This window comes from Thiolinea disciformis DSM 14473, from assembly GCF_000371925.1.
Lineage (GTDB): Bacteria > Pseudomonadota > Gammaproteobacteria > Thiotrichales > Thiotrichaceae > Thiolinea > Thiolinea disciformis.
Map to the genome: position 1 here is coordinate 14,804 of NZ_AQVE01000010.1, position 22,760 is coordinate 37,563.

33 protein-coding genes and 1 tRNA gene are annotated in these 22,760 nt (G+C 46.4%); 27 read left to right on the forward strand and 7 right to left on the reverse strand.

Annotated features, from left to right (window positions below; genetic code table 11):
- Positions 1–47: 47 nt before the first annotated feature.
- Together A3IE_RS0109385 and A3IE_RS0109390 are read right to left on the reverse strand one after the other, a co-directional pair.
- Positions 48–386: a hypothetical protein gene (locus A3IE_RS0109385; RefSeq protein WP_020395360.1), complete on the reverse strand. Its 339-nt coding sequence runs from the start codon at positions 384–386 to the stop codon at positions 48–50.
- On the reverse strand, positions 383–862 hold the full coding sequence (locus tag A3IE_RS0109390) for a helix-turn-helix domain-containing protein (protein ID WP_157832858.1): 480 nt from the start codon (positions 860–862) through the stop codon (positions 383–385). The genes A3IE_RS0109385 and A3IE_RS0109390 overlap by 4 nt, the downstream gene beginning before the upstream one ends.
- 81 nt (positions 863–943) lie before the next feature.
- Between A3IE_RS0109390 and A3IE_RS22850 the strand changes: the two genes are divergently transcribed.
- The 27 genes from A3IE_RS22850 (at position 944) to A3IE_RS0109535 (ending at position 17,783) form a co-directional block, all read left to right on the forward strand.
- On the forward strand, positions 944–1,117 hold the full coding sequence (locus A3IE_RS22850) for a hypothetical protein (protein WP_020395362.1): 174 nt from the start codon (positions 944–946) through the stop codon (positions 1,115–1,117).
- Positions 1,118–1,294: 177 nt separating this feature from the next.
- The gene (locus A3IE_RS0109400) at positions 1,295–1,495 is read left to right on the forward strand and encodes a hypothetical protein (protein WP_020395363.1); all 201 of its coding nucleotides are present in this window, start codon (positions 1,295–1,297) and stop codon (positions 1,493–1,495) included.
- 2 nt (positions 1,496–1,497) lie between these two features.
- Positions 1,498–1,770 carry a hypothetical protein gene (locus tag A3IE_RS0109405; protein ID WP_020395364.1) on the forward strand — a complete coding sequence of 91 codons (273 nt, stop codon included), beginning with the start codon at positions 1,498–1,500 and terminating at the stop codon, positions 1,768–1,770.
- Complete coding sequence (locus tag A3IE_RS0109410; protein ID WP_020395365.1) at positions 1,763–2,377, forward strand: tyrosine-type recombinase/integrase; 615 nt, start codon at positions 1,763–1,765, stop codon at positions 2,375–2,377. The genes A3IE_RS0109405 and A3IE_RS0109410 overlap by 8 nt, the downstream gene beginning before the upstream one ends.
- The gene (locus tag A3IE_RS20320; RefSeq protein ID WP_110721425.1) at positions 2,377–2,811 is read left to right on the forward strand and encodes a DUF6011 domain-containing protein; all 435 of its coding nucleotides are present in this window, start codon (positions 2,377–2,379) and stop codon (positions 2,809–2,811) included. Before A3IE_RS0109410 ends, A3IE_RS20320 begins: the two co-directional genes overlap by 1 nt.
- A 175-nt stretch (positions 2,812–2,986) precedes the next feature.
- Entirely contained in the window at positions 2,987–3,631 is a 645-nt protein-coding gene (locus A3IE_RS0109425; protein ID WP_020395368.1) for a replication protein, read from the forward strand.
- The gene (locus A3IE_RS0109430) at positions 3,618–3,812 is read left to right on the forward strand and encodes a hypothetical protein (protein ID WP_020395369.1); all 195 of its coding nucleotides are present in this window, start codon (positions 3,618–3,620) and stop codon (positions 3,810–3,812) included. Before A3IE_RS0109425 ends, A3IE_RS0109430 begins: the two co-directional genes overlap by 14 nt.
- Before the next feature lie 13 nt (positions 3,813–3,825).
- Positions 3,826–4,137, forward strand: coding sequence for a hypothetical protein (locus tag A3IE_RS0109435; protein ID WP_020395370.1), 312 nt, complete (start codon positions 3,826–3,828; stop codon positions 4,135–4,137).
- 1 nt (position 4,138) lies between these two features.
- Positions 4,139–6,244 carry a hypothetical protein gene (locus tag A3IE_RS22010; RefSeq protein WP_020395371.1) on the forward strand — a complete coding sequence of 702 codons (2,106 nt, stop codon included), beginning with the start codon at positions 4,139–4,141 and terminating at the stop codon, positions 6,242–6,244.
- 240 nt (positions 6,245–6,484) lie between these two features.
- Positions 6,485–6,922, forward strand: coding sequence for an HNH endonuclease family protein (locus A3IE_RS0109450; protein ID WP_020395373.1), 438 nt, complete (start codon positions 6,485–6,487; stop codon positions 6,920–6,922).
- A 1-nt stretch (position 6,923) separates the two neighbouring features.
- Positions 6,924–7,286 carry a hypothetical protein gene (locus A3IE_RS0109455; RefSeq protein WP_020395374.1) on the forward strand — a complete coding sequence of 121 codons (363 nt, stop codon included), beginning with the start codon at positions 6,924–6,926 and terminating at the stop codon, positions 7,284–7,286.
- Positions 7,279–7,500 carry a hypothetical protein gene (locus A3IE_RS0109460; protein WP_020395375.1) on the forward strand — a complete coding sequence of 74 codons (222 nt, stop codon included), beginning with the start codon at positions 7,279–7,281 and terminating at the stop codon, positions 7,498–7,500. Before A3IE_RS0109455 ends, A3IE_RS0109460 begins: the two co-directional genes overlap by 8 nt.
- Before the next feature lie 15 nt (positions 7,501–7,515).
- Positions 7,516–10,281, forward strand: coding sequence for a toprim domain-containing protein (locus A3IE_RS0109465; RefSeq protein WP_020395376.1), 2,766 nt, complete (start codon positions 7,516–7,518; stop codon positions 10,279–10,281).
- Positions 10,281–11,336 carry a tyrosine-type recombinase/integrase gene (locus A3IE_RS0109470; protein ID WP_020395377.1) on the forward strand — a complete coding sequence of 352 codons (1,056 nt, stop codon included), beginning with the start codon at positions 10,281–10,283 and terminating at the stop codon, positions 11,334–11,336. Before A3IE_RS0109465 ends, A3IE_RS0109470 begins: the two co-directional genes overlap by 1 nt.
- A gap of 112 nt (positions 11,337–11,448) precedes the next feature.
- Positions 11,449–11,889: a hypothetical protein gene (locus tag A3IE_RS0109475; RefSeq protein WP_020395378.1), complete on the forward strand. Its 441-nt coding sequence runs from the start codon at positions 11,449–11,451 to the stop codon at positions 11,887–11,889.
- Position 11,890: 1 nt separating this feature from the next.
- Complete coding sequence (locus A3IE_RS22855; protein ID WP_020395379.1) at positions 11,891–12,052, forward strand: hypothetical protein; 162 nt, start codon at positions 11,891–11,893, stop codon at positions 12,050–12,052.
- 63 nt (positions 12,053–12,115) lie between these two features.
- Positions 12,116–12,640, forward strand: coding sequence for a DUF1456 family protein (locus A3IE_RS0109485; RefSeq protein WP_020395380.1), 525 nt, complete (start codon positions 12,116–12,118; stop codon positions 12,638–12,640).
- 98 nt (positions 12,641–12,738) lie between these two features.
- Positions 12,739–12,954 carry a hypothetical protein gene (locus tag A3IE_RS0109490; RefSeq protein ID WP_020395381.1) on the forward strand — a complete coding sequence of 72 codons (216 nt, stop codon included), beginning with the start codon at positions 12,739–12,741 and terminating at the stop codon, positions 12,952–12,954.
- A gap of 60 nt (positions 12,955–13,014) precedes the next feature.
- On the forward strand, positions 13,015–13,269 hold the full coding sequence (locus tag A3IE_RS0109495; RefSeq protein ID WP_020395382.1) for a hypothetical protein: 255 nt from the start codon (positions 13,015–13,017) through the stop codon (positions 13,267–13,269).
- A gap of 3 nt (positions 13,270–13,272) precedes the next feature.
- The gene (locus tag A3IE_RS0109500; protein WP_020395383.1) at positions 13,273–14,169 is read left to right on the forward strand and encodes a tyrosine-type recombinase/integrase; all 897 of its coding nucleotides are present in this window, start codon (positions 13,273–13,275) and stop codon (positions 14,167–14,169) included.
- Positions 14,170–14,392: 223 nt separating this feature from the next.
- The gene (locus A3IE_RS0109505; protein ID WP_157832859.1) at positions 14,393–14,614 is read left to right on the forward strand and encodes a hypothetical protein; all 222 of its coding nucleotides are present in this window, start codon (positions 14,393–14,395) and stop codon (positions 14,612–14,614) included.
- Between the two features lie 455 nt (positions 14,615–15,069).
- A complete protein-coding gene (locus A3IE_RS0109515; RefSeq protein WP_020395386.1) occupies positions 15,070–15,471 on the forward strand; it encodes a hypothetical protein in 402 nt (133 codons plus the stop codon).
- Positions 15,464–15,685 carry a hypothetical protein gene (locus A3IE_RS0109520; RefSeq protein WP_020395387.1) on the forward strand — a complete coding sequence of 74 codons (222 nt, stop codon included), beginning with the start codon at positions 15,464–15,466 and terminating at the stop codon, positions 15,683–15,685. The genes A3IE_RS0109515 and A3IE_RS0109520 overlap by 8 nt, the downstream gene beginning before the upstream one ends.
- An 11-nt stretch (positions 15,686–15,696) precedes the next feature.
- Positions 15,697–15,918, forward strand: a complete 222-nt coding sequence (locus tag A3IE_RS0109525) for a hypothetical protein (RefSeq protein ID WP_020395388.1) — start codon at positions 15,697–15,699, stop codon at positions 15,916–15,918.
- Between the two features lie 59 nt (positions 15,919–15,977).
- A tRNA-Arg gene (locus tag A3IE_RS22860) sits at positions 15,978–16,046 on the forward strand.
- A 175-nt stretch (positions 16,047–16,221) separates the two neighbouring features.
- On the forward strand, positions 16,222–16,998 hold the full coding sequence (locus A3IE_RS0109530; protein WP_020395389.1) for a DNA-methyltransferase: 777 nt from the start codon (positions 16,222–16,224) through the stop codon (positions 16,996–16,998).
- Positions 16,995–17,783: an MvaI/BcnI family restriction endonuclease gene (locus A3IE_RS0109535; RefSeq protein ID WP_020395390.1), complete on the forward strand. Its 789-nt coding sequence runs from the start codon at positions 16,995–16,997 to the stop codon at positions 17,781–17,783. The genes A3IE_RS0109530 and A3IE_RS0109535 overlap by 4 nt, the downstream gene beginning before the upstream one ends.
- Before the next feature lie 234 nt (positions 17,784–18,017).
- Here A3IE_RS0109535 and A3IE_RS0109540 read toward each other — a convergent pair whose 3' ends face one another.
- The 5 genes from A3IE_RS0109540 to A3IE_RS0109560 all read right to left on the reverse strand — a co-directional run bounded on the left by A3IE_RS0109540 (position 18,018) and on the right by A3IE_RS0109560 (position 22,725).
- Positions 18,018–18,989, reverse strand: coding sequence for a DUF808 domain-containing protein (locus A3IE_RS0109540; RefSeq protein ID WP_020395391.1), 972 nt, complete (start codon positions 18,987–18,989; stop codon positions 18,018–18,020).
- 36 nt (positions 18,990–19,025) lie between these two features.
- The gene (locus A3IE_RS20330; RefSeq protein WP_020395392.1) at positions 19,026–19,487 is read right to left on the reverse strand and encodes a hypothetical protein; all 462 of its coding nucleotides are present in this window, start codon (positions 19,485–19,487) and stop codon (positions 19,026–19,028) included.
- A 10-nt stretch (positions 19,488–19,497) separates the two neighbouring features.
- A complete protein-coding gene (lnt, locus tag A3IE_RS0109550; RefSeq protein ID WP_020395393.1) occupies positions 19,498–21,057 on the reverse strand; it encodes an apolipoprotein N-acyltransferase in 1,560 nt (519 codons plus the stop codon).
- Between the two features lie 71 nt (positions 21,058–21,128).
- Positions 21,129–21,770 carry a tellurite resistance TerB family protein gene (locus tag A3IE_RS0109555; RefSeq protein WP_020395394.1) on the reverse strand — a complete coding sequence of 214 codons (642 nt, stop codon included), beginning with the start codon at positions 21,768–21,770 and terminating at the stop codon, positions 21,129–21,131.
- 82 nt (positions 21,771–21,852) lie between these two features.
- Positions 21,853–22,725: a CorC family transporter gene (locus A3IE_RS0109560; protein ID WP_020395395.1), complete on the reverse strand. Its 873-nt coding sequence runs from the start codon at positions 22,723–22,725 to the stop codon at positions 21,853–21,855.
- Positions 22,726–22,760 lie beyond the last annotated feature (35 nt).

Genomic DNA, 22,760 nt, shown 5'->3' on the forward strand with positions numbered 1-22,760 from the left:
ATATATACCTTACACAGTAGTAAACACTACACACAGTGTGTGTTGACTTAGCCCTTCCGAGTTACAAGGCCAACAGAACTTATTGAACTGATATTTGCCATGGGGACAAACACCACACTATCAATATAGTGAGCATCAAACTCAACTTGAGGAACACCAATTAATGGAATTGCCATTAACGTAATCGAAACACCATGATCAGAGAGTCGACTGATATTCATCACGACTCCTAAGGCGGCTGATTCAGCTAACAAAGGTGGTACTTCTTTGAAGTTCACGTACAAACAGGTATCGTCTTTTTTGCTCAACGCAATGCCCAAGCGCGTTTTTGTCCAAGCACGAATTTTTGTGAAATCTTCCGTAGTTGATTCGAGATTAAATTTCACTTCCCCTCCTTCCAATCGCGAAACTCTGGCACAGCCCGCTCTAGTTGCTTTTCCAACCACACCACATCGTCCGCACCATGCTCAGATGCAAAAGCGCGCACAAAATCACAGATCACCGCCGCCCTGCCGTCCCTGCTCTCTACGTAGGTATTCTTGCCCTCTGCGACGATATGGCCGTGGTTAACGCCAGTGGACACGACCGTTGATCCTTTACCGTAAGTAACTACGGTCTGATTAGTCCCCGATTGCCCCCGAAACATCTGCCCTTCTCCGGTAATGAGCCAATCTAAGTTGATGTCGTAGTCATACATGCACGCAAAAAAATCTAATTTTGGTTCTGATCGCCCACTCGCATAGTTGTGAAACGTCGAATAAGCCATGCCTACTTCAACAGCCAGCTCTTTGACGTTCAAATTTTTTGCTTTGCAAATTTCCGATATGCGATTCGGTATTAAGTTTTTTCTTAAAATATTCAATTTAAGATTTACAAATACCCAAAATGGTATTACGATGTTTAAAAGTTGACAGACAGACATTAAAACACGAAAGGAATTTGTATGAAAGATGAACGAGTGAGCTTTCGTTGTACTCGTGAGCAACTTCATTTTTTAAATGCTGAGGCAATCAGACGCAGTACACCCGATAAGATGGTAAAACCTGTGGATGTACTCAGAGATTTGATAGTAGAGAAGATGCAAGAAAGCCAATCAAAAGAAAAATTGGCGGCATAAAAGACGAAGGGATTAGGAGCTACCAACTACCTAATCCCCTCTTCCGAGTCGAAGCACTAACTTCGACAACGGCACAGGCAGAGACACTTTGAACGAGCACTCTGCCCGACCAGATTATATCAAATCGGGCTTACTTTGCCTGTGTTTTCCGACAACAAACTCAATTGGGAAAACACAATGAAATCATTACAACGTGATGGCACTTATTACACTTCTGACCTTAAACGTCGTCCCCTGCTGACACCCCGTCACCGCACTTATTGGGATGGCAATCGCTCCAACTTCCTGCCCTCCCCGTCCAGTCCTACCACACGCAGCATTGCACAGTTATTGCGTTGGGCAGCACCCAACCAAATCGCACAGCACTTGGAAGCATAAACATGAATCAAAAAAACCTCATGGACCTTCGATTCATGCTGCAAAGCGCGGAAGATGCGCTGGCGTTGCTGCATGATCCAAACGCTTATGTGTCGATTTATGTGGGTCACAAACACTACTCCACCTCAACCATTTTCCTGCCACAACAGGCTTGGGAAGCGGGCGAACGGGATTTATTGCGCTGCCTGTTGCAAGACGCGCATAAAAATTACGTGGAAAAGCTTAAGCAACAAATTGAAGTAGCAAAACAGGCACTGGAGGCGACGCATGTTTAATAAATACCTTACTCCTAGCGAACAGCGCAGCTTGTTGGCGACCATCAAAAAGCATAAAGCTTTGGATGCGCAGCGCGATGCGGCTTGGATGGAATTGGCGGTTTATACCGGTATTCGGGTATCGCCCTTAACCAAGCTCACGGTCGGCGATGCACGCAGAGCACTAGCATCCAAGCGGTTTGTGATCCGTGCGGAGATCAATAAACGCCATGTAAAAAGCGAAAACGCACTGCACCGGAATACTGAAGATGCGCTGCGCGATTTGCTGAAAATCCGTGCGCAAATGGGCTGCGACAATAGCGATTTTGATGCCCCCCTGTTGGTAAGTATCAAAGGAAAGCGCGACAAATTGCAGCCTCTTACCCCGCGTGCCTTGCAAATTGCCATGCGCAAATGGGCACGATTAGCCGGGTTGGCATGTGCCGAGGAAATTACCCCGCATTGGTTACGCCACACCTTAGCAAAACGGATTATTGCTAGCAGCACCAGTAACAACCCGCTGGGCATTGTGCGCGCGGTGTTGGGACACAAAAGCATTGCGACCACAGCGATTTATGTGGAACCGGATAAGGATGAGGTGGATTCAGCGATTTTGGAGGTGGCGTGATGGCATTAAAAATTCATTACCGCTGCCTTTGCTGTGGCAAAAAACTAAGTGATCCGCTTTCAATGGAGGTCGGTTTGGGGCCGATATGCAGAATGACTATTAAAAATAAGAAAGATGTAGAGCCAGAATTATTTGGTGGTTCCAACTTCGTTTTTTATCACTTGGAAGGTGTGCTGTGCATTGTTGACCTAGACACCGGCGGCAAGTCAGTCACCAATGATATGGAAAACATCCTTGCTCGCCTACAAAACGAAAACGGTATTGATTTGTATGCCCAGCCGATCATGTATCGCGATTCGTTGAAAATTTGGGATGGCGTGCAGGTACACCCCGTTGGTAAACGCACCTTTTACACCTCGTTTTTCTCTCTGAATGAGCGCGATGAAAACGCAGCAATTGCCAAAGTGAAAGCGATGCAGGAGGTGGCGGCATGAGCGTAATCATAATTTTACAGTGTGATTTATGTGGTAAAACTCATCTTAGGCGATCTAGCGAAACAAAAAAAGAAGCGCTATTTACACTCAAATTAGCTCTAAAGCTATGCAATGAAGATGGTTACATTTGTCCTGACTGCGATGAGCAACAGCAGCAGACTGAAGAGGACAATGTATGAGCCTAATCACTCTACTCGACAAAGCGCTAGCCACTGATTTGAGTAAATCCGAACACCGTGCCTTTTTGGCGCTATTACGCCAGACCCTTGGTTTTAACAAAGTGAGTGATGCGTTGACGTTTAACCGACTCGCCAAGCTCATGGGATTGCGCAAAGACCACGCCAAGAAAGCAGTTCAAGGTGTGGTGGATGCTGGATTATTCCAGCAAGTTCCACACGCTGAGTATGAGTTCACTTATTCCGTGCCGATGGTGGAGCCGACTCGCGTGAGTCGACCTGCTCAGGAAATCAATTTGCCCGAGGGATTGGACGATGAAACCACAGCCACACTACAACGTAGCCTTAAAACCCTTTGCCCTACCGATGCACAGCATGTTTGCCAGTTGCTGGGCAAAGCCATGCAAGACGGTTCGATACGCACTACCCCGCTACGCTTTGCCAGTGCCTTGGTCAAAGCCGCCAAGGTCGGTGCATTGGATATTAGTGCGTTATCGGCGCAGCCAATCGCGCAGCAGCCACCACAAGCGCAAAAGAAGCATCCTGATTTAGAGGCAAGATTCAGAGATTCGTTTTTTGCTCAAGTGGCCCAACTGACTGGGCAGCCGATTGAATTAGTGCGGGCGCAACATGGCTGCGGTTGAAACGGTGCAGTTTACGGCACGGATTGACTCGCGAGTCATGCGAGTCATTAAGAAAGAGGCCGCACAAACAGGGCAAAGCACCAATGAGAAGCTGAATTATTTGCTACAGCTTGGGCTTATTACATTAGCCCAAAAACGAAAAGCCACTGTTGAAGCAGTGGCTCAGGTGGCTAAACCATAAAGGTATGAATTAAATGGATAACCAAAATCATCGTAACGACTCCCTAGAGTCAGGTCAAGTTGAATGGCGCAGAGTCTACAGTGTCACTATTGCATTGCTTGCCGCCAGCGCAGCGTTTTATAGCATAGTGTCACCGATTACCCGACTGGACGCTATCAATCCCCTCCTTTGGTTGCATGTTGCACAACAAGATGCACCACTCACCGCTGTGGCGTGCGCTTTAGCGTATGTTGTATGGCATTTCAGTTTTTCACACCCGATCTTAGGCAGTTTGGCGTGCGTGGGTGCCGTGCTTTGTGCCGCTACGTTGGTGCAAGGGGGCTAATATGACTAATCAATACATTTTAAAAGGGCAGATTCAGCAGTTAGAAAAAAAGCGTCACCATCTGCAGGCGCACTTGATTGACATTCTGACTGGCTTGAATGTGTTTCGCTGGGTCACGCTACTTCTGTACCTCGCATTTACATTGTCGCTCTATGTTGGCGATGTGATGAATTTAAAAACCCTAGCCGATAGCTTGTTCGGTAGCTTTCTTGGGTTTGGGTTATATCTGGGCATTGCCTGCGGTTCGGCTTTTGCACTGGCCAAGTTTAAGCACAATTTTTATGTATACCGTGGGATTCATGGCGGCGCACTCATCATGGTGGGTGTGGTGATTATCATGGGGTTGACCGCAGAAATATTTCAGTCCAGCGGTCAACAGGATACGAAAGCGAGAGCCGGTGCTGAATCCAGCCAACAGTATCAAGCCACATTACAGCAATCCCCGACAGCCGCACTAAGCCAAGGCTATGCTGATCCTTATGCGGACCGACTCATTAATCTACGCGGCGAACTGGCGAAAGCTATGGAGTTGGAGCGCACGTGTGTGAAGACCTGTGCCACGCAGCGCCAGCGGGTGGAGTCGTTAGAAGGGAAAATTGCGGCGGTCCAGCAATTGCAGAAAGAAAGTGCCACCAAGCATTCCACTGACCTGACTTCAGCGCAAGCGATGCACAATGCGCAACTAAACCAAATTGAAGAAAAGCATTATAACCCGACGATTCGTTCCGTGAAGGAGTTGACCGGCGTAGGGATTGGCACAGCGATTACCATCATCATGGGGATCATTAGCATCATCTTTGAAATCTGCCATGGTTATTTTAGCTCAATGTATAACCGCACCTTGCGCAGTATTGAGGCTATTGATAATCAGTTAGTGGCGTTGCGCGGACAGTATGCCGATCTGACGGGTAAAGACTACGATGACCTGACCGAATCGGCGCAACAACCTGACCGTGCAAAATCGAACCTGACCGAATCGGCGCAACAACCTGACCTGACCTTCAGAGGGTTGTCCGGTGCAGTCAGTGCGTTTGCACCCAACCTGACCCGATCAGTCTCCCCTGCCCTGTCTACTCCACCCGAAGGTGTATTACAGCACCTAGCTGTCGAGCTAGATAAAGCGCAACAATCTAGGGATCAGCTCAGCCATAAAATGGCGAATGCCTTGAGCAACAACGCTGCTCTATCTACATTCGGTAGGGAATTACAACGGGCTGGTATCCCCTACCCTGATGATCCGGTTCTCGATAAAGCAGCAGATAAGGACAGCATTCTGCGTATTATCGGTCAAGCTACCCCACTTGACCGTTCTGCCCCCCTGCCGGAAAACAACTTGACCGGTCAAGTGGCTGAACCTGACCGAAAAGTAGGTCAAGTGTCCGGTCAGGTAGGCGGACAAGTCTCAGAGAACGATGAAAAATTAGCCAAAGCAATGGCAGAAATTGAAGCGATGAAAGCTCAAAAAGCTAAGCTGGAAGCGGATTCGGTCAAGTTGGCGGAGCAATTAAAAGCCGAACAAGCCAAGCGGGAAGCGGAGTCGGTCAAGTTGGCGGAACAACTAAAAGCAGAACAAGCCAAGCGGGAAGCGGAAGCGCGGGCACACGCAGAAGCTGCACGAGTGGCACAGGAAAAAGCCAAAGCGGAAGCGCGTGCCAAAGCGGAAGCGCGTGCCAAAGCGGAAGCGCAAGCAAAAGCTGAGCGGGATCGCATTGCGGCTGAGATGCGCGAACGGGCAGAAGTGGCACGTTTAGCAAGGGAGCAAGCCGAAGCTAAGGCACGTGCTCAAGCGGAAGCCGAACGCTTGGCACGGGAAGCGGCGGAAGCTGAAGCACGTGCTCAAGCCGAGCGTGAGGCGGAAATGGGCAAGTTGACCGAGGATCAGATCCAAATAGCTGCGGCTGCTATTAAATCTGCGATTCAATCTGGTCGCGTTACAACACTAGGTTTCGGTTCGCTCAAAGAAGAGTTGAAAGCGGTCGGTCTACCTACCAGTTCAGATAGTCTCAAAAAGCTCATCAAGTTAGGCTGCCACGCTTTGGAAGCGCAAGGGCTGGTACAGCTTGATCCTAACTACTCAAAGGGCAAGCCGCTTTACATCATTGCGTAAGCAATCACGGGCAGGGCACACGTCCTGCCCAAACTATTGGAAGATAATATGTTAGCAAATCCAAAAATTGGGCAGCCCGTTCGGATTAATTACAAGAACAAATCTATGCCATTGCAGGGTATGGAAGGAGTTATTTCGGTAGTAGGTCTGGGCAAGCCCAGAAACCACGGTGTTATCGTCGCTGGAGTTGTGTATGTCATTCCATGCGGCAATTTATGCAAGTTGACTAGGAAGTAGGCTATGCCAATCCGAAAAGACTTAAAACCGCTTTATCCGGCGAATTGGAAGCAATTAAGCACTGATTTAAAAGCAAAGGCCGGTTGGGAGTGCCAAGGGTGTGGGATGCCACAGTATGGACTAGCTTTTTGGGATGAAGGCTTGGGGCGTTATCAGCTTATTAAGGGGAACCGCTTTTATGATCAATTGGAATATACAGAAAGCTATAAAAGCGCGATAGCAGCAAAGCAACACCTAGAACAGTGGTGTGACTATCCAAACAAATTAATCATTATTGTGCTAACGGTGGCACACCTAGATCACGATCCAACCAACAATGATCCCAGCAATTTGCGGGTCTTGTGCGGTCGGTGTCATTTGCAGTATGACGAACCGCATCACCGCGCAAACCGTGTACGCAATGCACGTTGTGGCAAAACTATCGATATGTTTGAGCCATAGCATGGCGTTTAGTGTGGTTGGGGAAAAAGCGGGTGCGGCGCCGATGGAGCGGGTGATTGATGGCCCGATGGCGGAGGCAAAGCGATTTGTTGAGCAGTTAAATCTGCGCGAATTGCGTAAGCCCGAATCATACCGCTGGTGGTGGCGAATAGTTGATGAAGTGGATGCGCCAGCATCTGAGGATTTTATTGCGCTAAAAACGCTGACGCCGGAACTAAAGGGCAAGGTCTGGCAACGGATGAAGGAGCGCAAGCCAGCCAAAGCGGCATTGTTTAAAGACCCGTTTGTGTTGGCACTACAACAGGAGTTTGGGGCGGAATGGTTAATAACGACAAGGGAATTAAAGGAGCTAACGGATGATTGATCAGGATACGCTGCAACAGGTGCAGGCGGTGGTGGATAAGCTTTACGCGGATTATCACATCACACTGATTTTGACACGCGGCACGGAGCCAGTGGAGATGCTAGTGGCGAGTAATGAGGACCTGCCGGTGTTGGTGGGGGCCTTGCAGTCAACGCTGGCGGATTTTATGAGTCGCTGGCAGATACATCAGATTGGCAATAACACCATACATTAATAAAAGGGGCAGGCAGTGGCTACGGACAACTATATAACAGCCTATATAACAGCCGTAAAAAAAGCTGCATCGGATTTGCACGATGTGGCCAACAAATTGGGGTTACAACAGGGCAAGGGGCAAGCTGGGGAAAATCGGCTTTATCACTCACCGGCGCATCCTGATAAAACACCGTCGCTGTCTATTTTCAAAGCCAGAGATGGGGAGCTGGCGTGGAAGGATCACAGCACGAATGATGCGGGCGATGCAATTGAGCTGGTGAAATATACCAAAGGGCTGCCGTTTTTGGATGCGGTCGATACCTTAGCAGGGTGGTATGGGGTGCAAAAGGATATGCCGCCAGCTGCACCAGTGGAAAAGTCACGCATTGAATATATCGCGGATCAAGTATTAAAGCCGCAAGGTTTGGCGGACGCGACCGCGTATCTGGTGAGTCGTGGCATTGTTGAGCCGGTTATACAACAGGCTTGGAATGCCAAAGCGATTGGCTGGAATAGCTACACCAGCCAAACTAAGCCGGAGGGCGAAGTGGGGCATGGTGGCAAGGGTGTGGCGTTTGTGGTGCGGGATCGGTTAAGCAATCGGGTGATTGGGGTGGATACACGTTACCAAGCACCGGAGCTGAATGGCGGAATCAAAACTAATTCGCAAGGCGAAAAGAACGATGCGCCGTGGGTGGTGGGTTGGGCAGATTTTCGCAAGGCGCACACGGTTTATATTACAGAGTCACCCATTAATGCGTTGAGTATTTTGAGTTGTGTCAAAAAGGGTGTCAGTGCGCTGGCATTACGTGGCACGGCGAATGCGGCGAATTTGTCTGAGTCGCTATTCGAGGGTAAGCAGGTGCTGATTTGCCCAGACCATGATGCTCCCTTCGAAAAAGGGCACAAGTTGGCTGGGATTCGACCTGGTGCAACGGCGGCGTGGTTGTTGTATGACCGGCTGAGTCATGCGGGGATTCCGTGCCAGATCGTGGATACGTCGGAGTGGGAATTAGGCACGGACATAAATGACATTCTGAAAAAGGAAGGGGTGCAGGGCTGCAAAGCGCGTTTGTCGAGTGTTGAGCATAACGCTATCCCTGGGCTTTGGAGCAAAGAGAATTTAGGGAAGCCACGCTTTTATTTGCCGGAGCATGATTGGCAGCGGTATTGGCGTTATCGGGTAGAGTCGGATTTTACGCGCTATCTGGACAAGTTTGAGCGCGGGGATGATGGCGAAATCAAACAGCCGGAATATGTGGATTTGGCGGCGTTTCGCGTGGCTAAGGTTGACCGGATGAAGATTCAAAGCTGGCAGGCGACGGTGTTGAATGCACCGGATGGGCAGCCGGATACCATGTTTAAGGTGTCATGCCAAACCGCACACCAAGGGCGTAGCCTCACACGCATGACCATGACTAGCGAACAATTTGCGAATCCGCAGACCTGGGCGAAGTTTGGCTATATTTACAAACCGGCGGAATTTATGCGCTTGACGGCGATTTATTCAAAAACATTGGATGAGTCGGAGCAATTGGCGGTGAATTTTGTCGGCTTGGCTTATAAGGCAGGTAAGCCGGTGATTAATAATGGCCCGGATTGCTATTTTCAGGATGCAGAAGTGCAGTGTCCCTACCATGCGCTGATTTTTAATGCGGGAACTCGTGAGAATGCAGCCACGATTATTCAGGCGTACCAAGCGACGTTTAAGCAAAATGCGGCGGCGCTGCCGGTGGTGTGGGCATTAGGTGCACATTTAAAGGTGTTTCTGGGATGGTGGCCGCATATGCAAATGGAAGCGGAAAAGGGGTCGGGGAAATCCACGTTGATGGATGCGCTGGCCAGAACGCTACAGATGCAGATTTTTGGTGCGGATATGCTCAAAACGTCGTATCGCACGCAGCACAGCGTGAGCTACACGGGTCATCCGGTGATGTGGGAGGAGATTGGGACCAATTCACCAGAGGCAATTAAGTCGGGCAATGATCGCTTGCAGGAGGCGTATAACTACCGCCAAGCCTTGCGCGGCAAAACGACCTATCTTTCGTCTGCACCCGTGCTTTTAGGTGGCGAAGAAGTGGATATGAACTCACTGATTGGCAAGTTGACACGCACGTCGATTAAAGCGCATTTGCAGGGCGTGCCAATTTCCGGCGATTTGCCGGTGTTTCCGCTTAAAGAATGGTTGGAGTTTTTGGCCAAGTTAAAGCGCAGTGACGTTGAAGAAAGCCTAGAACGGTGCGTCAAGTATTTGATGAGCCAAGCCATGACGCGGGAAGGCGATGCGAATGCGCGGCGGATTGTGAAGAACTTTGCGGCGATTTATTTGGCGTGGGCGTATTTGTGTGAGTTTGCAGCAATCCAAACCACACAGGGCGAGTTTTTACAGGATTTGATTCGAGAGATGAATAGTTTTCTGAAGGAAACGGAAGCGAGTCGCCAGCCCTGGGTATGGATTGCGGAGATTATATTCAGTGAGATTGATGCGCGGCGCTATCCGTTTCCGTTTTCAGTCGATGAGATCATTCATCAAGGGCAGCCAGCGCGGGTTTTAATGATTCGGCATACGCAGATGATGGAGCATATTCGCCATTCGAATCATTTAAAGCAGCGGCTGGAAGCGTTACCAATTCGTCAGGCAAAAACATTTAAGGAACAAATGAACTCATGCGGGATTATTTTGCGTGAAAATTGCGAAAAGCGCATTGGTATGGGTCGGGTCACGGGATTATTGGCGCTCAGCATGGAAAAGCTGGAGCAGTTTGGCTTAAGTTTGGCGCGGGAGGTTAATAGCGAGTAATGGCTAAGCAGCGCAAGGAAGGGCTGTATTTGCGGGGTGCTATTTGGTGGTGTCGCTATTATGATCAAAACAATAAATTGCAGCGTGAATCGCTGGACACCACACAACACGCGATTGCGTTGGAGCGATTTGCGGCTAAGCAGCCACCTGCTAGGCGTGATAAGCCCAGCGTGGCGGATGTGTTGGATTTGTATCATTTTGAGCGGGGTCAATCGTCAAAGCGGGGTGGGTATTTGTCCGCACGGCGGCTGTTGTTAGCGTATTTTTCGGGGATGTTGTGGGAAGAGTTGGGCGATGTACGCCACCCACGCAGCTTTAAGCAGTTTATTAAGGAGCGGTCGCAGCAAGTTAGCCCTGCTACTGTCAATATTGAGATCGGCATTTTATCAGCAGCGGCGAATGTGGCGATTGATCAGCAGTTTGCGATTAAAAACTATTTGACGCGGCAAAAGCTGAAGGTTTTTGAGCCTGACCCGATTTTTATTACGCAGGATCAAGCGTTGGCTTTGTTGGAGGCAGCGCGATTCAATCAGCGCAAATTCGCGCATCATCAAAAACCAACATTATATAATTGGCTGTGTATTGCCTTAGGCACGGGAATGCGCATGTCGGAAATTCTGAAATTGCAGCGCACGGATGTGGATTTAGTGCAGCAAGTGATTCGGCTATCAACTTCAAAAAGCGATAAGCCGCACAGTATACCCATGACGCAAGGTGTGGTGGCGGCGGTGCAGCGGTGTTTGGCGCTGAGCAATAACCAATGGCTATTTCCGTCACCCAAAGCGGGGCACATTCGCACGATCTATCCACAGTTTCGGCGCGCGTGTGTGCGGGCGGGTATTCCGATTACTAATAAAGCGTTAGGGGTGCAGGGTGTGCGGGTGCATACCACACGGCACACGGTCGCCAGTTGGTTGGTGCAGGACGGTGTGCCATTGTTGCAAGTTGGGGATTTACTCAACCATAGTTCAGTGAAGACCACAGAGCGTTATGCGCATTTGTCGCCGGAAGGTCGGGCGGCGGTGGTGGGGAAGTTGCCGAAGTTTAACTTCTAAATTTGTTTATTATTTTCTTTACATATACCCAAAACGGGTATAATATTAATCTCATCAGGTAGCGAAAAGCGCAAGCCTGAAACCAGACCACTAATATTTAGAGGTAACAAAAATGAACAAGTCAACTATCTTCAAAATGGCTCATCAGTTAGCAAAATCTGTCCACCAAACAGGCGATTGCTACCATGTTACCTTTTCAGTGGCTCTAAAAATTATTATCAATGGAGCTAAGAAAATGACTGCAACTAAAGTAACTGTATCTGACTCTTTCCCAGCTTATAACGAGCGTCGCTATGGCAAGCCTTGGGGCGCTGTTATCACGTTTGATGGCACAAAAGCCAAATATGATTTTGTCGGAACTTACATGGGAAAGGCTGGCGATGCGGGCGATGTTGTTATTGAGTGCATGGCCGGTGACATTGTGGCGTTTGGTCGCAAAGATAACCGCAGCAACAACACCTACAATGAGTGGTACATCGTAGGTAGCAATGGTGAGCTGCAATCAGTTGATAAAAAAGCTGCCTACGAATACTACAAAAGTAAAGGAGTTTAATATGAGTGTCGACACTTATCAGGACGAGGATAGCGGGCTGTGGGGATACATTATATACAACGGCAGCGATGCCGTTGGCACCTCAAAAGCCATTTACGATAGTTCTACCCAAGCAATAAAAGAGGGTTATGGGGCAATTGCCGAATCTGACACCTTCTTCTAAACAAAACGGCAGCTCCAGTGGGGGCTGCTTTTTTTATCACGTTACGATAAAAAGGATGCTCTTATGACAACAAAGACCCACAACGTGCAAAAAACTAACGAAATCTTTAATCGCCTGTGTGCTGCTATGCAGCTCAGCACCGATGAGCGAGTAAGTTTTATGACCGAGGCAGGATATTCGGTATCTAAATCAAAAGTGGTGGCGTGGGGCAGCAGGGGGAAAAACTACGCTGAAATGCCGGAGGAGGCACTCACTTTATTTTTAAAACGGGTGCAAACTCACTCTAAATCCCCGCTTATAATTTTCCTAGCCCAGAAAATAGTGGATGCTGGAGAGTATGAGCGCTTGGGAGTGGAGATGGAGGCACTCAGCGAATTAGTCATGCTCACAAATCGTGAATATGGATATACCCCTGCCAACCTCCGTCACGAGTGTAAGCTAGCAGGCGGACGCGAAGTATTTGCCAAGCTCCACAACATACCACCGGCGACACTTAATAAGTGGTGCCACGATGGCATTGACCCCAGCAACTGGCGGGATATGCCCGCCGCTAAATGGGCAGAAATTTTTAATAAAAGTAATATTTAATTCTTTACATATACCCAAAACGGGTATATTATATATTTCATCAGGTAGCGAAAAGCGCAAGCCTGAAACCAGACCACTAATTTTTAGAGGAAAGTAACATGATCACAATCAATATTGCTCACACTGTATCCGACAAACAATATAACGCAGCTAAGAACGTTGTTGAAAAGGCATTTTCTACAGAACCGTATTTAAACGGTGTGCTGTACCAAATAGAACGCGATGAGTTTACATTCATCGACGGTTATGGCTCAGATGATGCAAATTACTTAGTTTTATTGAAAAAAATTCAGCGGGCTATTGCTGAAAACTAATCAACACACTGGGACAGTAAATTAATTCTGTCAGTCCACTAATACTTAGAGGAAAAGAGCATGAGCAACATAAAGCGCAACCGCGCCTTCAAAAATAAAAACTACTTACCCTCCAAACACGCACATTTAAGCAAGGCTATCCCTGATACTTTAGTGGATATGCTTACCTCTAAGCAGTTGGAGGCGGTGATAGAAGTAATGGACAATTACTATCACCAAAGCAAGCGCGAAGCCATCAAAAATATTCTGGCGGAAAAAGAAGTCTGGTCGGATGAGGATCAATGCTTTTACGACTTAGTTAAAGCGGAGTCGTAAAAAATGAAATATGAGGAACTTATGAACGAGTTCCTCAAAGTGAAGCGCTCACTTTGGGGCCCAGAAACCTATACTGACTTAGTAAGTCAATATAATAACGATGTTTATCCGGTGATTGGTCGGATGGACATCAACGAAATTACACCTCCGATCCTAATTGCGCTCTTGCGCAAAATAGAGGGCAGGGGCAACATCAATACCGCCCGACGCACACGGGCACGCATCGATCAAGTGTACCGCTACGCCATTGCCTGCGGATACACCGCCTACAATCCAGCCTGCGGGCTAGTTGATGCGTTGCAACCTCATAAGGTAAAAGGGCATGCGTTTTTAAATGCTGACACCACCGCCTTTAAAAAATTTTTACGAGCGGTACGGGATGGAGGCAAGCTAAACGAAATACACTACGATGCCTGGCTATTAATTGTTTATACAGCCAAGCGCCGTAGCGAGGTAGCATTTGCCGAGTGGAGTGAGATTGACTTTGCAAAATCGCTTTGGCAAATCCCTGCTGAGCGCACTAAAACAGGCAAGCCTCATGCTTGCCCCTTATCACCATCGGCTATAAGAGTGCTCCAGCGCCGCAATGAGCAGCGCCGCAATCAATACATATTCCCGCACGCCTCGCGGGAGGATCGACCCATGAATCGGTGGATGATTTGGCAGTCAATCCGCCGCACCGGCTACACCGGCAAAATGACTCTGCACGGTGTGAGAAAAATATTTAGCACCCACGCCCATGAAAGCGGGCTGTGGTCAGTGGATGCCATAGAGACACAGTTGTCGCACGAAATATCCGGCGTGCGCGGTATTTATAATAAATCCATATACCTTGGCGAGCGGCAACGACTGGTCGATTGGTGGGGTAGTGAGATCGATAGTTGGCTTGGTACAAAATAAACCAAGAGCCGCGCACGTCGCGGCTTTTTTGTGCCTGTTCTGTCTATAAACTCTTAATATTATAGACAGTGCAGAAATATTTTAGTAACTGTCTATAATTTCGTTATTTACAGATTAAAAACAGTATTTTACTAAAAGTAATTATTGGACTAATAGCTTAGGTATACTTATACTATTATGTCATGACATAAATATAAACGAAGGGAAATTAATGCCGAATAGCATGACGGAACATAGCCGCAACCTGCGCAATGAGACCTCTAAACAGCGGCGTAAGCGGATTCTTGAAGATGATGGAAAACTGGTGCAGGTGTTGTTAGAAAAGGATTATGCGGCAAAGTTTAACGCGATTAAGGCGCAGATTGGGCATCTTGAACCAGCTACAGATACGGACACTTTAAAAGATATGATTGATTATTCCCATAGGTTTTTATTTAAAAAATAATTAATTATTTTATTTAAAACTATTGCTTAATAGGCGGAATCCGCCTATAATTGCTTTCAACGGTGGCGCAGAAAGCCGCTTGTTTCCGAGAAGGCTAGTCGCCATCGTTGGAGACAGATATGAAGCTGAAAGATGCTGCAACCGTTAAGACAGACTACCCAGAAGCCGATTTTTGGTTAGTCCGTCGAGGCTCAGAGGATTCAGTTGGGCAAGTGACACGGGAATATTCACCGTATCACATTGGGATAAAAGTCCACCGAACTGAGATTCTGCTTCCTGACTACCTTTACTATGTGATGATGCACTTACACAGCATCGGCGCTTGGAAGGTGAGAGCAAGGGGCACACTGAGCCTGGTTCACATCACAGTCTCTGATGTCAAAAACATAGAGCTGTCACCGTCGTAACGGAAGGGGGTCTTTCGACCCCCAACCCTTAAAACTTAAAGGTGCATTATGGAAATTAAATTGCCTTCCATTGCTCAACAGCAGGCTTTTATCTTGCAAAAAGCGAACGAGGAAGCTATTCAACAAATTCAAGCGACGGTGACCGCTCCCCTTAAATCTGGTGTGAAAATAACCGACACTAGTCATTTGCTCAGGGAGCAAGAAGGCTGGCAAGCACCAAGTGCTGATGTCGTGCGACTTTACTTTGATAACTTCAAGCAGCAATTTCCTGCTTATGACAGTGATCAGAAAATGGCCTATCTATTGGGTATTAAGTCGGATCGACGTGTTAGAGAGTGGCGCAGCGGTGAATACAAAGTGCCTTATGGTATTTGGCGTAGGTTCCTGATTATGACTGGACGCGCGCCACAAGAAATCGTTCCAGTCTTGGGAGTGTTTAAAGATGAGTGATTATGACGCTTGGGGCGCGGGCTGGTTGCTGGGCAAATATCAGCAGTACCAGCCGTGGCCCGATGAAAGCCAACTTGATGAGTGGATCGACGGTTTTAAAGTGGGAACGACGGAGGTAGGGGAGTTTCATATTTGGCCACAGCAATTGTGGGAGTATAGTCAGGGCATGAATGCACCGGACTATGTTATTAAGTACGCGCGCAAGCCGAAATAAAGGAGCGAATCGTGAGTGATAGTTATAGTGCTTTAACGGTTGTTTTTGAAAAGGATATGCGCAAAGAGGATGTGGAGGTATTGATTGTGGCTATATCTCAATTTAAGGGTGTGCTGAGCGTGCAACCACAGGCCAGCGATTTGAATACACTCATCGCTACTCAACGAGTGCGTAATGAGTTGGGAAATAAAATACTTAATCTTGTATATCCAGATATATCTAGATCAGAGTAGAATCTGTGTCAATTGCGTTGGTATTGACACAGGAAAAACCAAAAAAATCAACGAAAACAATATTTTACAAGCTATAACATGCCCCTCCTAAGGGATAGCTACAGGTTCGATTCCTGTTGGGGCCACCATATAATGTTGTAGTCTAATAGAGCTAAACACATCACAACAGAATCATAATTTTGTCAAGGTGTCTGTGAGCAAGATAAGAGCACAGCTAAACAGTCTGAAATAGAAATATGAGATTTGGCTTGACCGGTACACTTAACCATGTTTGAAAGATTTAAACTCTAAGTCCTAACTGCTATGAATTACCCGAATGATTTTATTGACCAATTTATATGTGGTAGCTCAGAGCAAGTCATGGCTCAATTACCTGATAAAAGCGTAGACCTAGTAGTTACCTCACCACCCTATAATCTTAAAAACTCTACTGGCAATGGAATGAAAGATGGTAGAGGAGGTAAGTGGTCCAAAGCTGCTCTAATACAAGGCTACTCACACCATCATGATAATATGCCTCATGCAGAATATGTAGCTTGGCAGCAGACTTGCTTAAAAGAGATGATGAGGGTTCTAAAAGATGATGGTGCGATTTTCTACAATCATAAATGGCGTGTGCAAAATGGGTTACTACAAGACCGTAGTGATATAGTTGCTGGCCTTCCTGTTCGCCAAATTATTATCTGGAGAAGAAAAGGTGGTATCAACTTTAATGCTGGATACTTCTTACCTACCTATGAAGTAATTTATTTAATAGCAAAAAAAGACTTTAAATTAGCACCTAAAGCAAACGCTTATGGAGATGTATGGGAGTTTGGTCAAGACCTAAATAATCAACATCCGGCCCCCTTCCCCGTAGAATTAGTTGAAAGAATTATATCATCAACTTCTGCACAAATTATTCTGGATCCCTTTATGGGCTCGGGTACAACAGCTTACGTTGCTAAACAGCTGGGGAGACAGTTTATAGGAATAGAAATATCTCCAGAATATTGCGAAATGGCAAAACTTCGTTTGATTGACCCATCAAGCATCTACAGGGAACCAGCATCTACAGCTCAGCAGGGTAAATTGCTATGAGTGACAAAACCTTTACTAAAGAAGGATTAATCCAAGAGCTGCAAAAAATACGTGGTCAGGGCTGGATCGAGACAACAAGACCTCTTAATGATGGAAATGTGGGAAATTTATTAGAGGACCTTCTGGGCATCGATGAAAACAACTTACCCATACCCAATGCAACAGAATGGGAGTTAAAAACTCAACGCAAGGCTAGTAACTCTTTACTAACCCTTTTTCATATGGAGCCCTCTCCCAGAGCTCTAAAATTTGTTCCTAAAATCCTATTGCCCCATTATGGTTGGACACATCAAGATGCTGGTATCAATTACACAATAAATGAAAAAAGTTTTCGACAAACTATACGTGCTGGAGTATATTCGAATAGAGGATTTTCAATAAGAGTCAATAAAGCAGAGCAAAAAATAGAAGTGCATTTTGACCCTACCAAAGTTGATCTATCTATTCAGGGCGACTGGCTAACATCGATCAGAACTAGCGGCAAATTAGAACTTGATCCAGCGCCCTATTGGGGCTTTAACGACTTCTTTCATAAGCTAGGCTCTAAGCTACATAATTGTTTTTATGTTACTGCTATTGAGAAGAAGGAAAACGGCAAAAACTTTTTCAAATATGAAGACATTCTAATGCTGAAGGATTTATCTCTGGATAAGACAATTGATGCGCTAGAGGCTGGACTAATTTATATAGATTTTGATGCACGTACAGGTCACAATCATGGAACAAAATTTAGGATTCATCCTAAAAATATGATTAATCTTTATACAACCCATCAAATTTATTAGTTATTTTAAAAGCATGGAATTTTTGGTTGTTTTTCCATTTTTTTACAGACTTCTTTTTAAATATGTCAATTTTATTAATGAGTTACTATTTAACTGTGGTCCTGTTGGAGCCACCATTAAAATCAATAGTTTAGCAGCTTATTAATTTTAGCACCTTGCCAGCTAGTGAGACCCTAGCAAGATGCCAAAACCACCACTCAACCCTGCTTAAGCATCCAACCTGTCAAAACGGATTTAGACTGAAACATCTAGGTCTTTTTTGGCGCGGAATTTGCCAACGATTTTGATAATCGGCTCGACCACTATAAACACCACAGCACCAATGAGTAAACCTAAGACAATCGTTAGTAAACTAGGGGTAATAGCTGCGAGTAAATTACCAAACCAGCCTTGAATCTGGTGCACAAAAGCGACTGCACCTTCGGTAATGTGATGACCCAGCGGCAAACCATGCAGCACAATACCACCGCCCACCATAAACATCGCAATCGTGCCGGCAATTGACAAAAACTTCATCAGCTTGGGGGCAAAAGCGAGTAAGAATTTACCCAAACTCATTTTAAAACCTGCACTGCCCTGCTCTTCCGCCTTGCGTACCAGATACATGCCCAGGTCATCCATTTTGACGATGCCAGCCACTAAACCATAGACACCAAAAGTCATTAAGATCGCAATGCCAGCCACTACCACCGCTTGCGTCATAAAAGGCTGATCCTTGACCGACCCTAAAGCGATCACGATAATTTCGGCGGATAAAATAAAATCAGTACGTATCGCACCTTTAATTTTATCTCGCTCAAAATCAGCCATATTCACATCAGGATCTAGCAATGCCTCCGTGACAGCTTGTTCCTCATCGTGCTCATCTTCATGAAGCACTTTATGTAAAACTTTTTCGAATCCTTCAAAACATAAATAAGCGCCGCCCACCATTAATAAAGGAGTAATCAACCACGGCAAAAAAGCGCTAATCGCCAAGGCGGCTGGCACAAGAATCAGTTTATTAATAAACGAACCCTTGCCAACGGCCCAAACCACAGGAATTTCACGCTCAGCACGGATACCAGAAACTTGTTGCGCATTGAGGGCTAAATCATCACCTAATACACCCGCGGTTTTCTTGGCAGCCACCTTGGTCAGCACCGCCACATCATCTAAAACGGTGGTAATATCATCCAATAACGCGAGAAGACCAGCACCTGCCATAATGTATTAACCTTTTTTATTGATAGACTGTTACTTTTACTTTCTGAGTGGCGGCACAGCAGCGGTCGGTGCGGCCTGTGTATTACCAAACACAGGGGTCGCCATCAATTTTTCAGCTTCATCAGCATCATCACAATAACTCCAAGTCGCCTCCCAACGTGAAGGAAAATTTTTATCTAAGAATTTGACATTGAAACGCCCCCAATACGAGGTCATTTTGCCCTGAATCCCGGGTCGTTGTGTGTCACATGCTTTTTTCGACTGATTTTTTGCCCAATACCCAGTGTAACTAGCACGATTTTCATAAACTTTCGCTAAGCCCAACAGATAAATTACGCCAGGATTATCTGCCGAACCATAAGTCCAAACCGCCGTAGGGCCAATTTCATCCTCGTAGACTACACGCCCACTTTTAGTATCCCAAACTTCATCCGACCAAGCCGGTAAAGCAGCGAAACCACTAGCAGCAATGAAGGTCAAGGCAAGTACAGCTTTCATGGTTAAATCCTCAAATGAATGTTTCACGCACTGTACCGCGTCCGAGCCAAGCACTAACACCTAGCATAAGAGATAGCAGTATCACGATAAACCCATTACCCCAGAAAATATAAGGCGTTGAACCTTGCATGGGTTGTGCCCAACCGGCAATAACCGCTTCTTTATATTGTGTCGAACCTTGTAAAGGTTTGCCTTCCGCATCATACACATGATCAGCAACGTTCTTGCCCTGAGGATTAATAATTTCAGTTACACCATTATTAGTAGAACGTAATAAATAACGCCCCGTCTCCATCGCTCGAAACCGTGCAATCTGCGCATGTTGTTGGGCTTCAATCGACCCTGTGAACCAACCATCATTACTGACATTGACTAGCATGGTCGCTTCTGGTAAACCATCGCGCATTTCTTCGCCATAGGCATCTTCATAGCATACCGACATACGCATCGGTTGACCGGCGACCATCAAGTTAACCTTTCCTTTCCATGGCGTCACATTGTCATAGGGCAAAATAACAATCTTTTCCAAAAAACGCAGGTATTTCAAAAAGGGAATATATTCGCTAAATGGCACCAGATGGCGCTTACCATAGACATCAAGCTCTTTGCCAATGCGCATAATCGCGTTATACATGGCGCCTGTGTCTTTATCGTATTCAAAACCGCCTACTAATAAATCATTTTCTTGCGTGGCAAAGTTTTGTTGTAGGGGCAAAATTAAATCATTCATCGACTGCTGAAAGGTATCGGCAATGGCCGTTTCGGGCCAAATAATCACATGCGAGTTTTCCATATGCCTTTCCATCATATCGAGATGCTTTTGCACATGGGTCACATTTAAGCTTTGATCCCACTTTTCTTCTTGTTTGATATTCGCTTGAATCATACTCACATATAATTTATCACCCACCGGCTTAGTCCATTGAATCCAGCCTAAACCAAAACCGAGCGCCACACTGACTAGCAATAAGCTTACAGCAATCATCCGCTCACGCTGTGTACCAAGCGCTAACAGTACTACTGCGCCCGCGCCCAAAGCCACCACCCAACTAATACCTAAAGAGCCAATAATAGGAGCATAGTGCGCAAACCAGTTTTCACTTTGCGCATGTCCCAATTGCAACCATGGAAAGCCGGTCAAAAACCAACTACGAAACCACTCGGTTAGGCCCCAAGCAGCCGGAAAAATAACCAAGAGTTTTAACAGATGGGACTGTGTAGCAAACCAGCTTAATAGCCAGCCAAATAGCATAAGCGTTAAAGCAATACCGAGTACGAACAAGCTGGTCATTAAGACGGCGACAAAGCCATTCGCACCACCGAAGAAATAGATGCTATAAAAGATCCAGTGCGCTCCACCGGCAAATAAACCAATGCCAAATACCCAAGCGAGCCGCACGCGCTGCCAGCGAGTCATAATTTTGAGATTGAGCCAGAAGAATACGGCGGTGGCTAACCACGTAATCGGATAAAAGCCGAAAGGGGCAAAGGCGAAGACCAGTGATAAACCTGCAAGCAGGGCAATCAAATAATCCCAACGGGAAAAAGACGAGGCGCTAAAAGACAACATGGGTTAGCCAGATTCACAAAAATCTGGATTATAACCCAGCCACCCTCACACGCCACGCCTTTTCAATTAAATTAGCTTAACTGTACCGCGTGATCTGGCAAACCTAAGGCCGCTTGTAAATCAGCCAAGTAAGCCTTCTCGGCCGCATTATTCGGATCCACTAACATCGAAGAAAGCAGATACAACTCAACGGCTGCCTTACCATCACCTTTCGCTAAAGCGGCAACATCTTGTGCATTAGTTGGCGTGGTTAATTCTTTCAGCAACATCGAATTCACATCTTCATCCAACTGGAATTCAGCTAACTTCGTGCGAATCGCAGCAATTTCTTGCTGATCCACATGACCATCTGCTTTTGCTGCAGCGACCATCGCTTTTAAAATAGCAGTACTATCTAAGCTAGGCTCTTGAGCAGCCGGTGCAGCTAGTAAAGACGTATCTGCGCTAGCATCTTTCTTTTGCCATTGGTTATACATTTGATAAGCCAAAGTACCTAAAGCCGCTAAACTCCCTAACTTGACACCCGCACCTGCAACTGAGCGGCCTCTTTTTGTACCTAATAACAAAGCCATCACACCAGCGGCGGCCGCACCTGTTAACAAGCCAGACCCCGCGCCTTGGCTCAATGCAGGGGTTTGTTGCTGCGTAGTTTGATTAGCCTGTCCTTGACTTTGACCCGCTAACATTTGATTTAATAAACCTGTTAAATCCATAGTGCTCTCCTTTCCAATAATTTCTAATAAGTGGCCTGTTCATTCACATTTTCACAGAGTGTGCCTGAACCTAACGTCTTTGTCAGACACCCACGGCGTTTGCATAGTTATTCTGATTCGCAGCCTGCTGTACTTCCAATTGTAAAATGCGCCGAGAATCACATTGGCTCACACGGAATAACCATCCCTCCAATTCTAGCTCCTCACCTTCACGTGGAATCTTACCCAACTCATTAATAATCAAACCCGCAATGGTATCAAATTCATCGTCTGGAAAATCGGTAGCAAATGTTTCATTAAAGTCTTCAATCGGAGTGGTCGCATTGACCAAGAAGTGTTGGTCGCCAATCGATTTGATTAACACTTCGGATTTTTCATCATCATGCTCATCATCAATATCACCAATAATTTGCTCCAGCACATCCTCAAACGTCACCAAACCCGCTACGGCTGCATATTCATCAACGACCACCGCCATATGACTACGATTATCACGAAATTCGGTTAAAAGGCGATTTAAGGGCTGAGTTTCGGGAACGATTAAGGCTGGACGAATCGCATCGGCTAATACGAAGTCTTGCTCATGCCCGATATATTTCAGCAAATCCTTCGCGAGTAATACACCGACCAACTGATCACGATCCTCATTAAACACGGGATAACGTGAATGTTCGGTTTCGGCAATTCTCTCTAAGACTGTAGAAAAATCATCCGTATGACGGAGGAAGTTAATGCGCGAGCGCGGAATCATAATGTCATGCACTTTGAGTGAATCAAAGGCTAAAATACCTTGAATCATGTCGACTGCATGTTCATCGAGAATTTTTTTATCATTCGCTCGCTGTAAATCGTCTAATAATTCGGTTTGGTTTTGTGAATAAAGATCCAAATTATCAATCAGCCACTGTTTCCAACGCGGTCGTGGCTGCGACCTAGGAGGCTCACTTGTTTTCATGCGCTTGTTTAAATTATTAACTCAATTAAAAATAA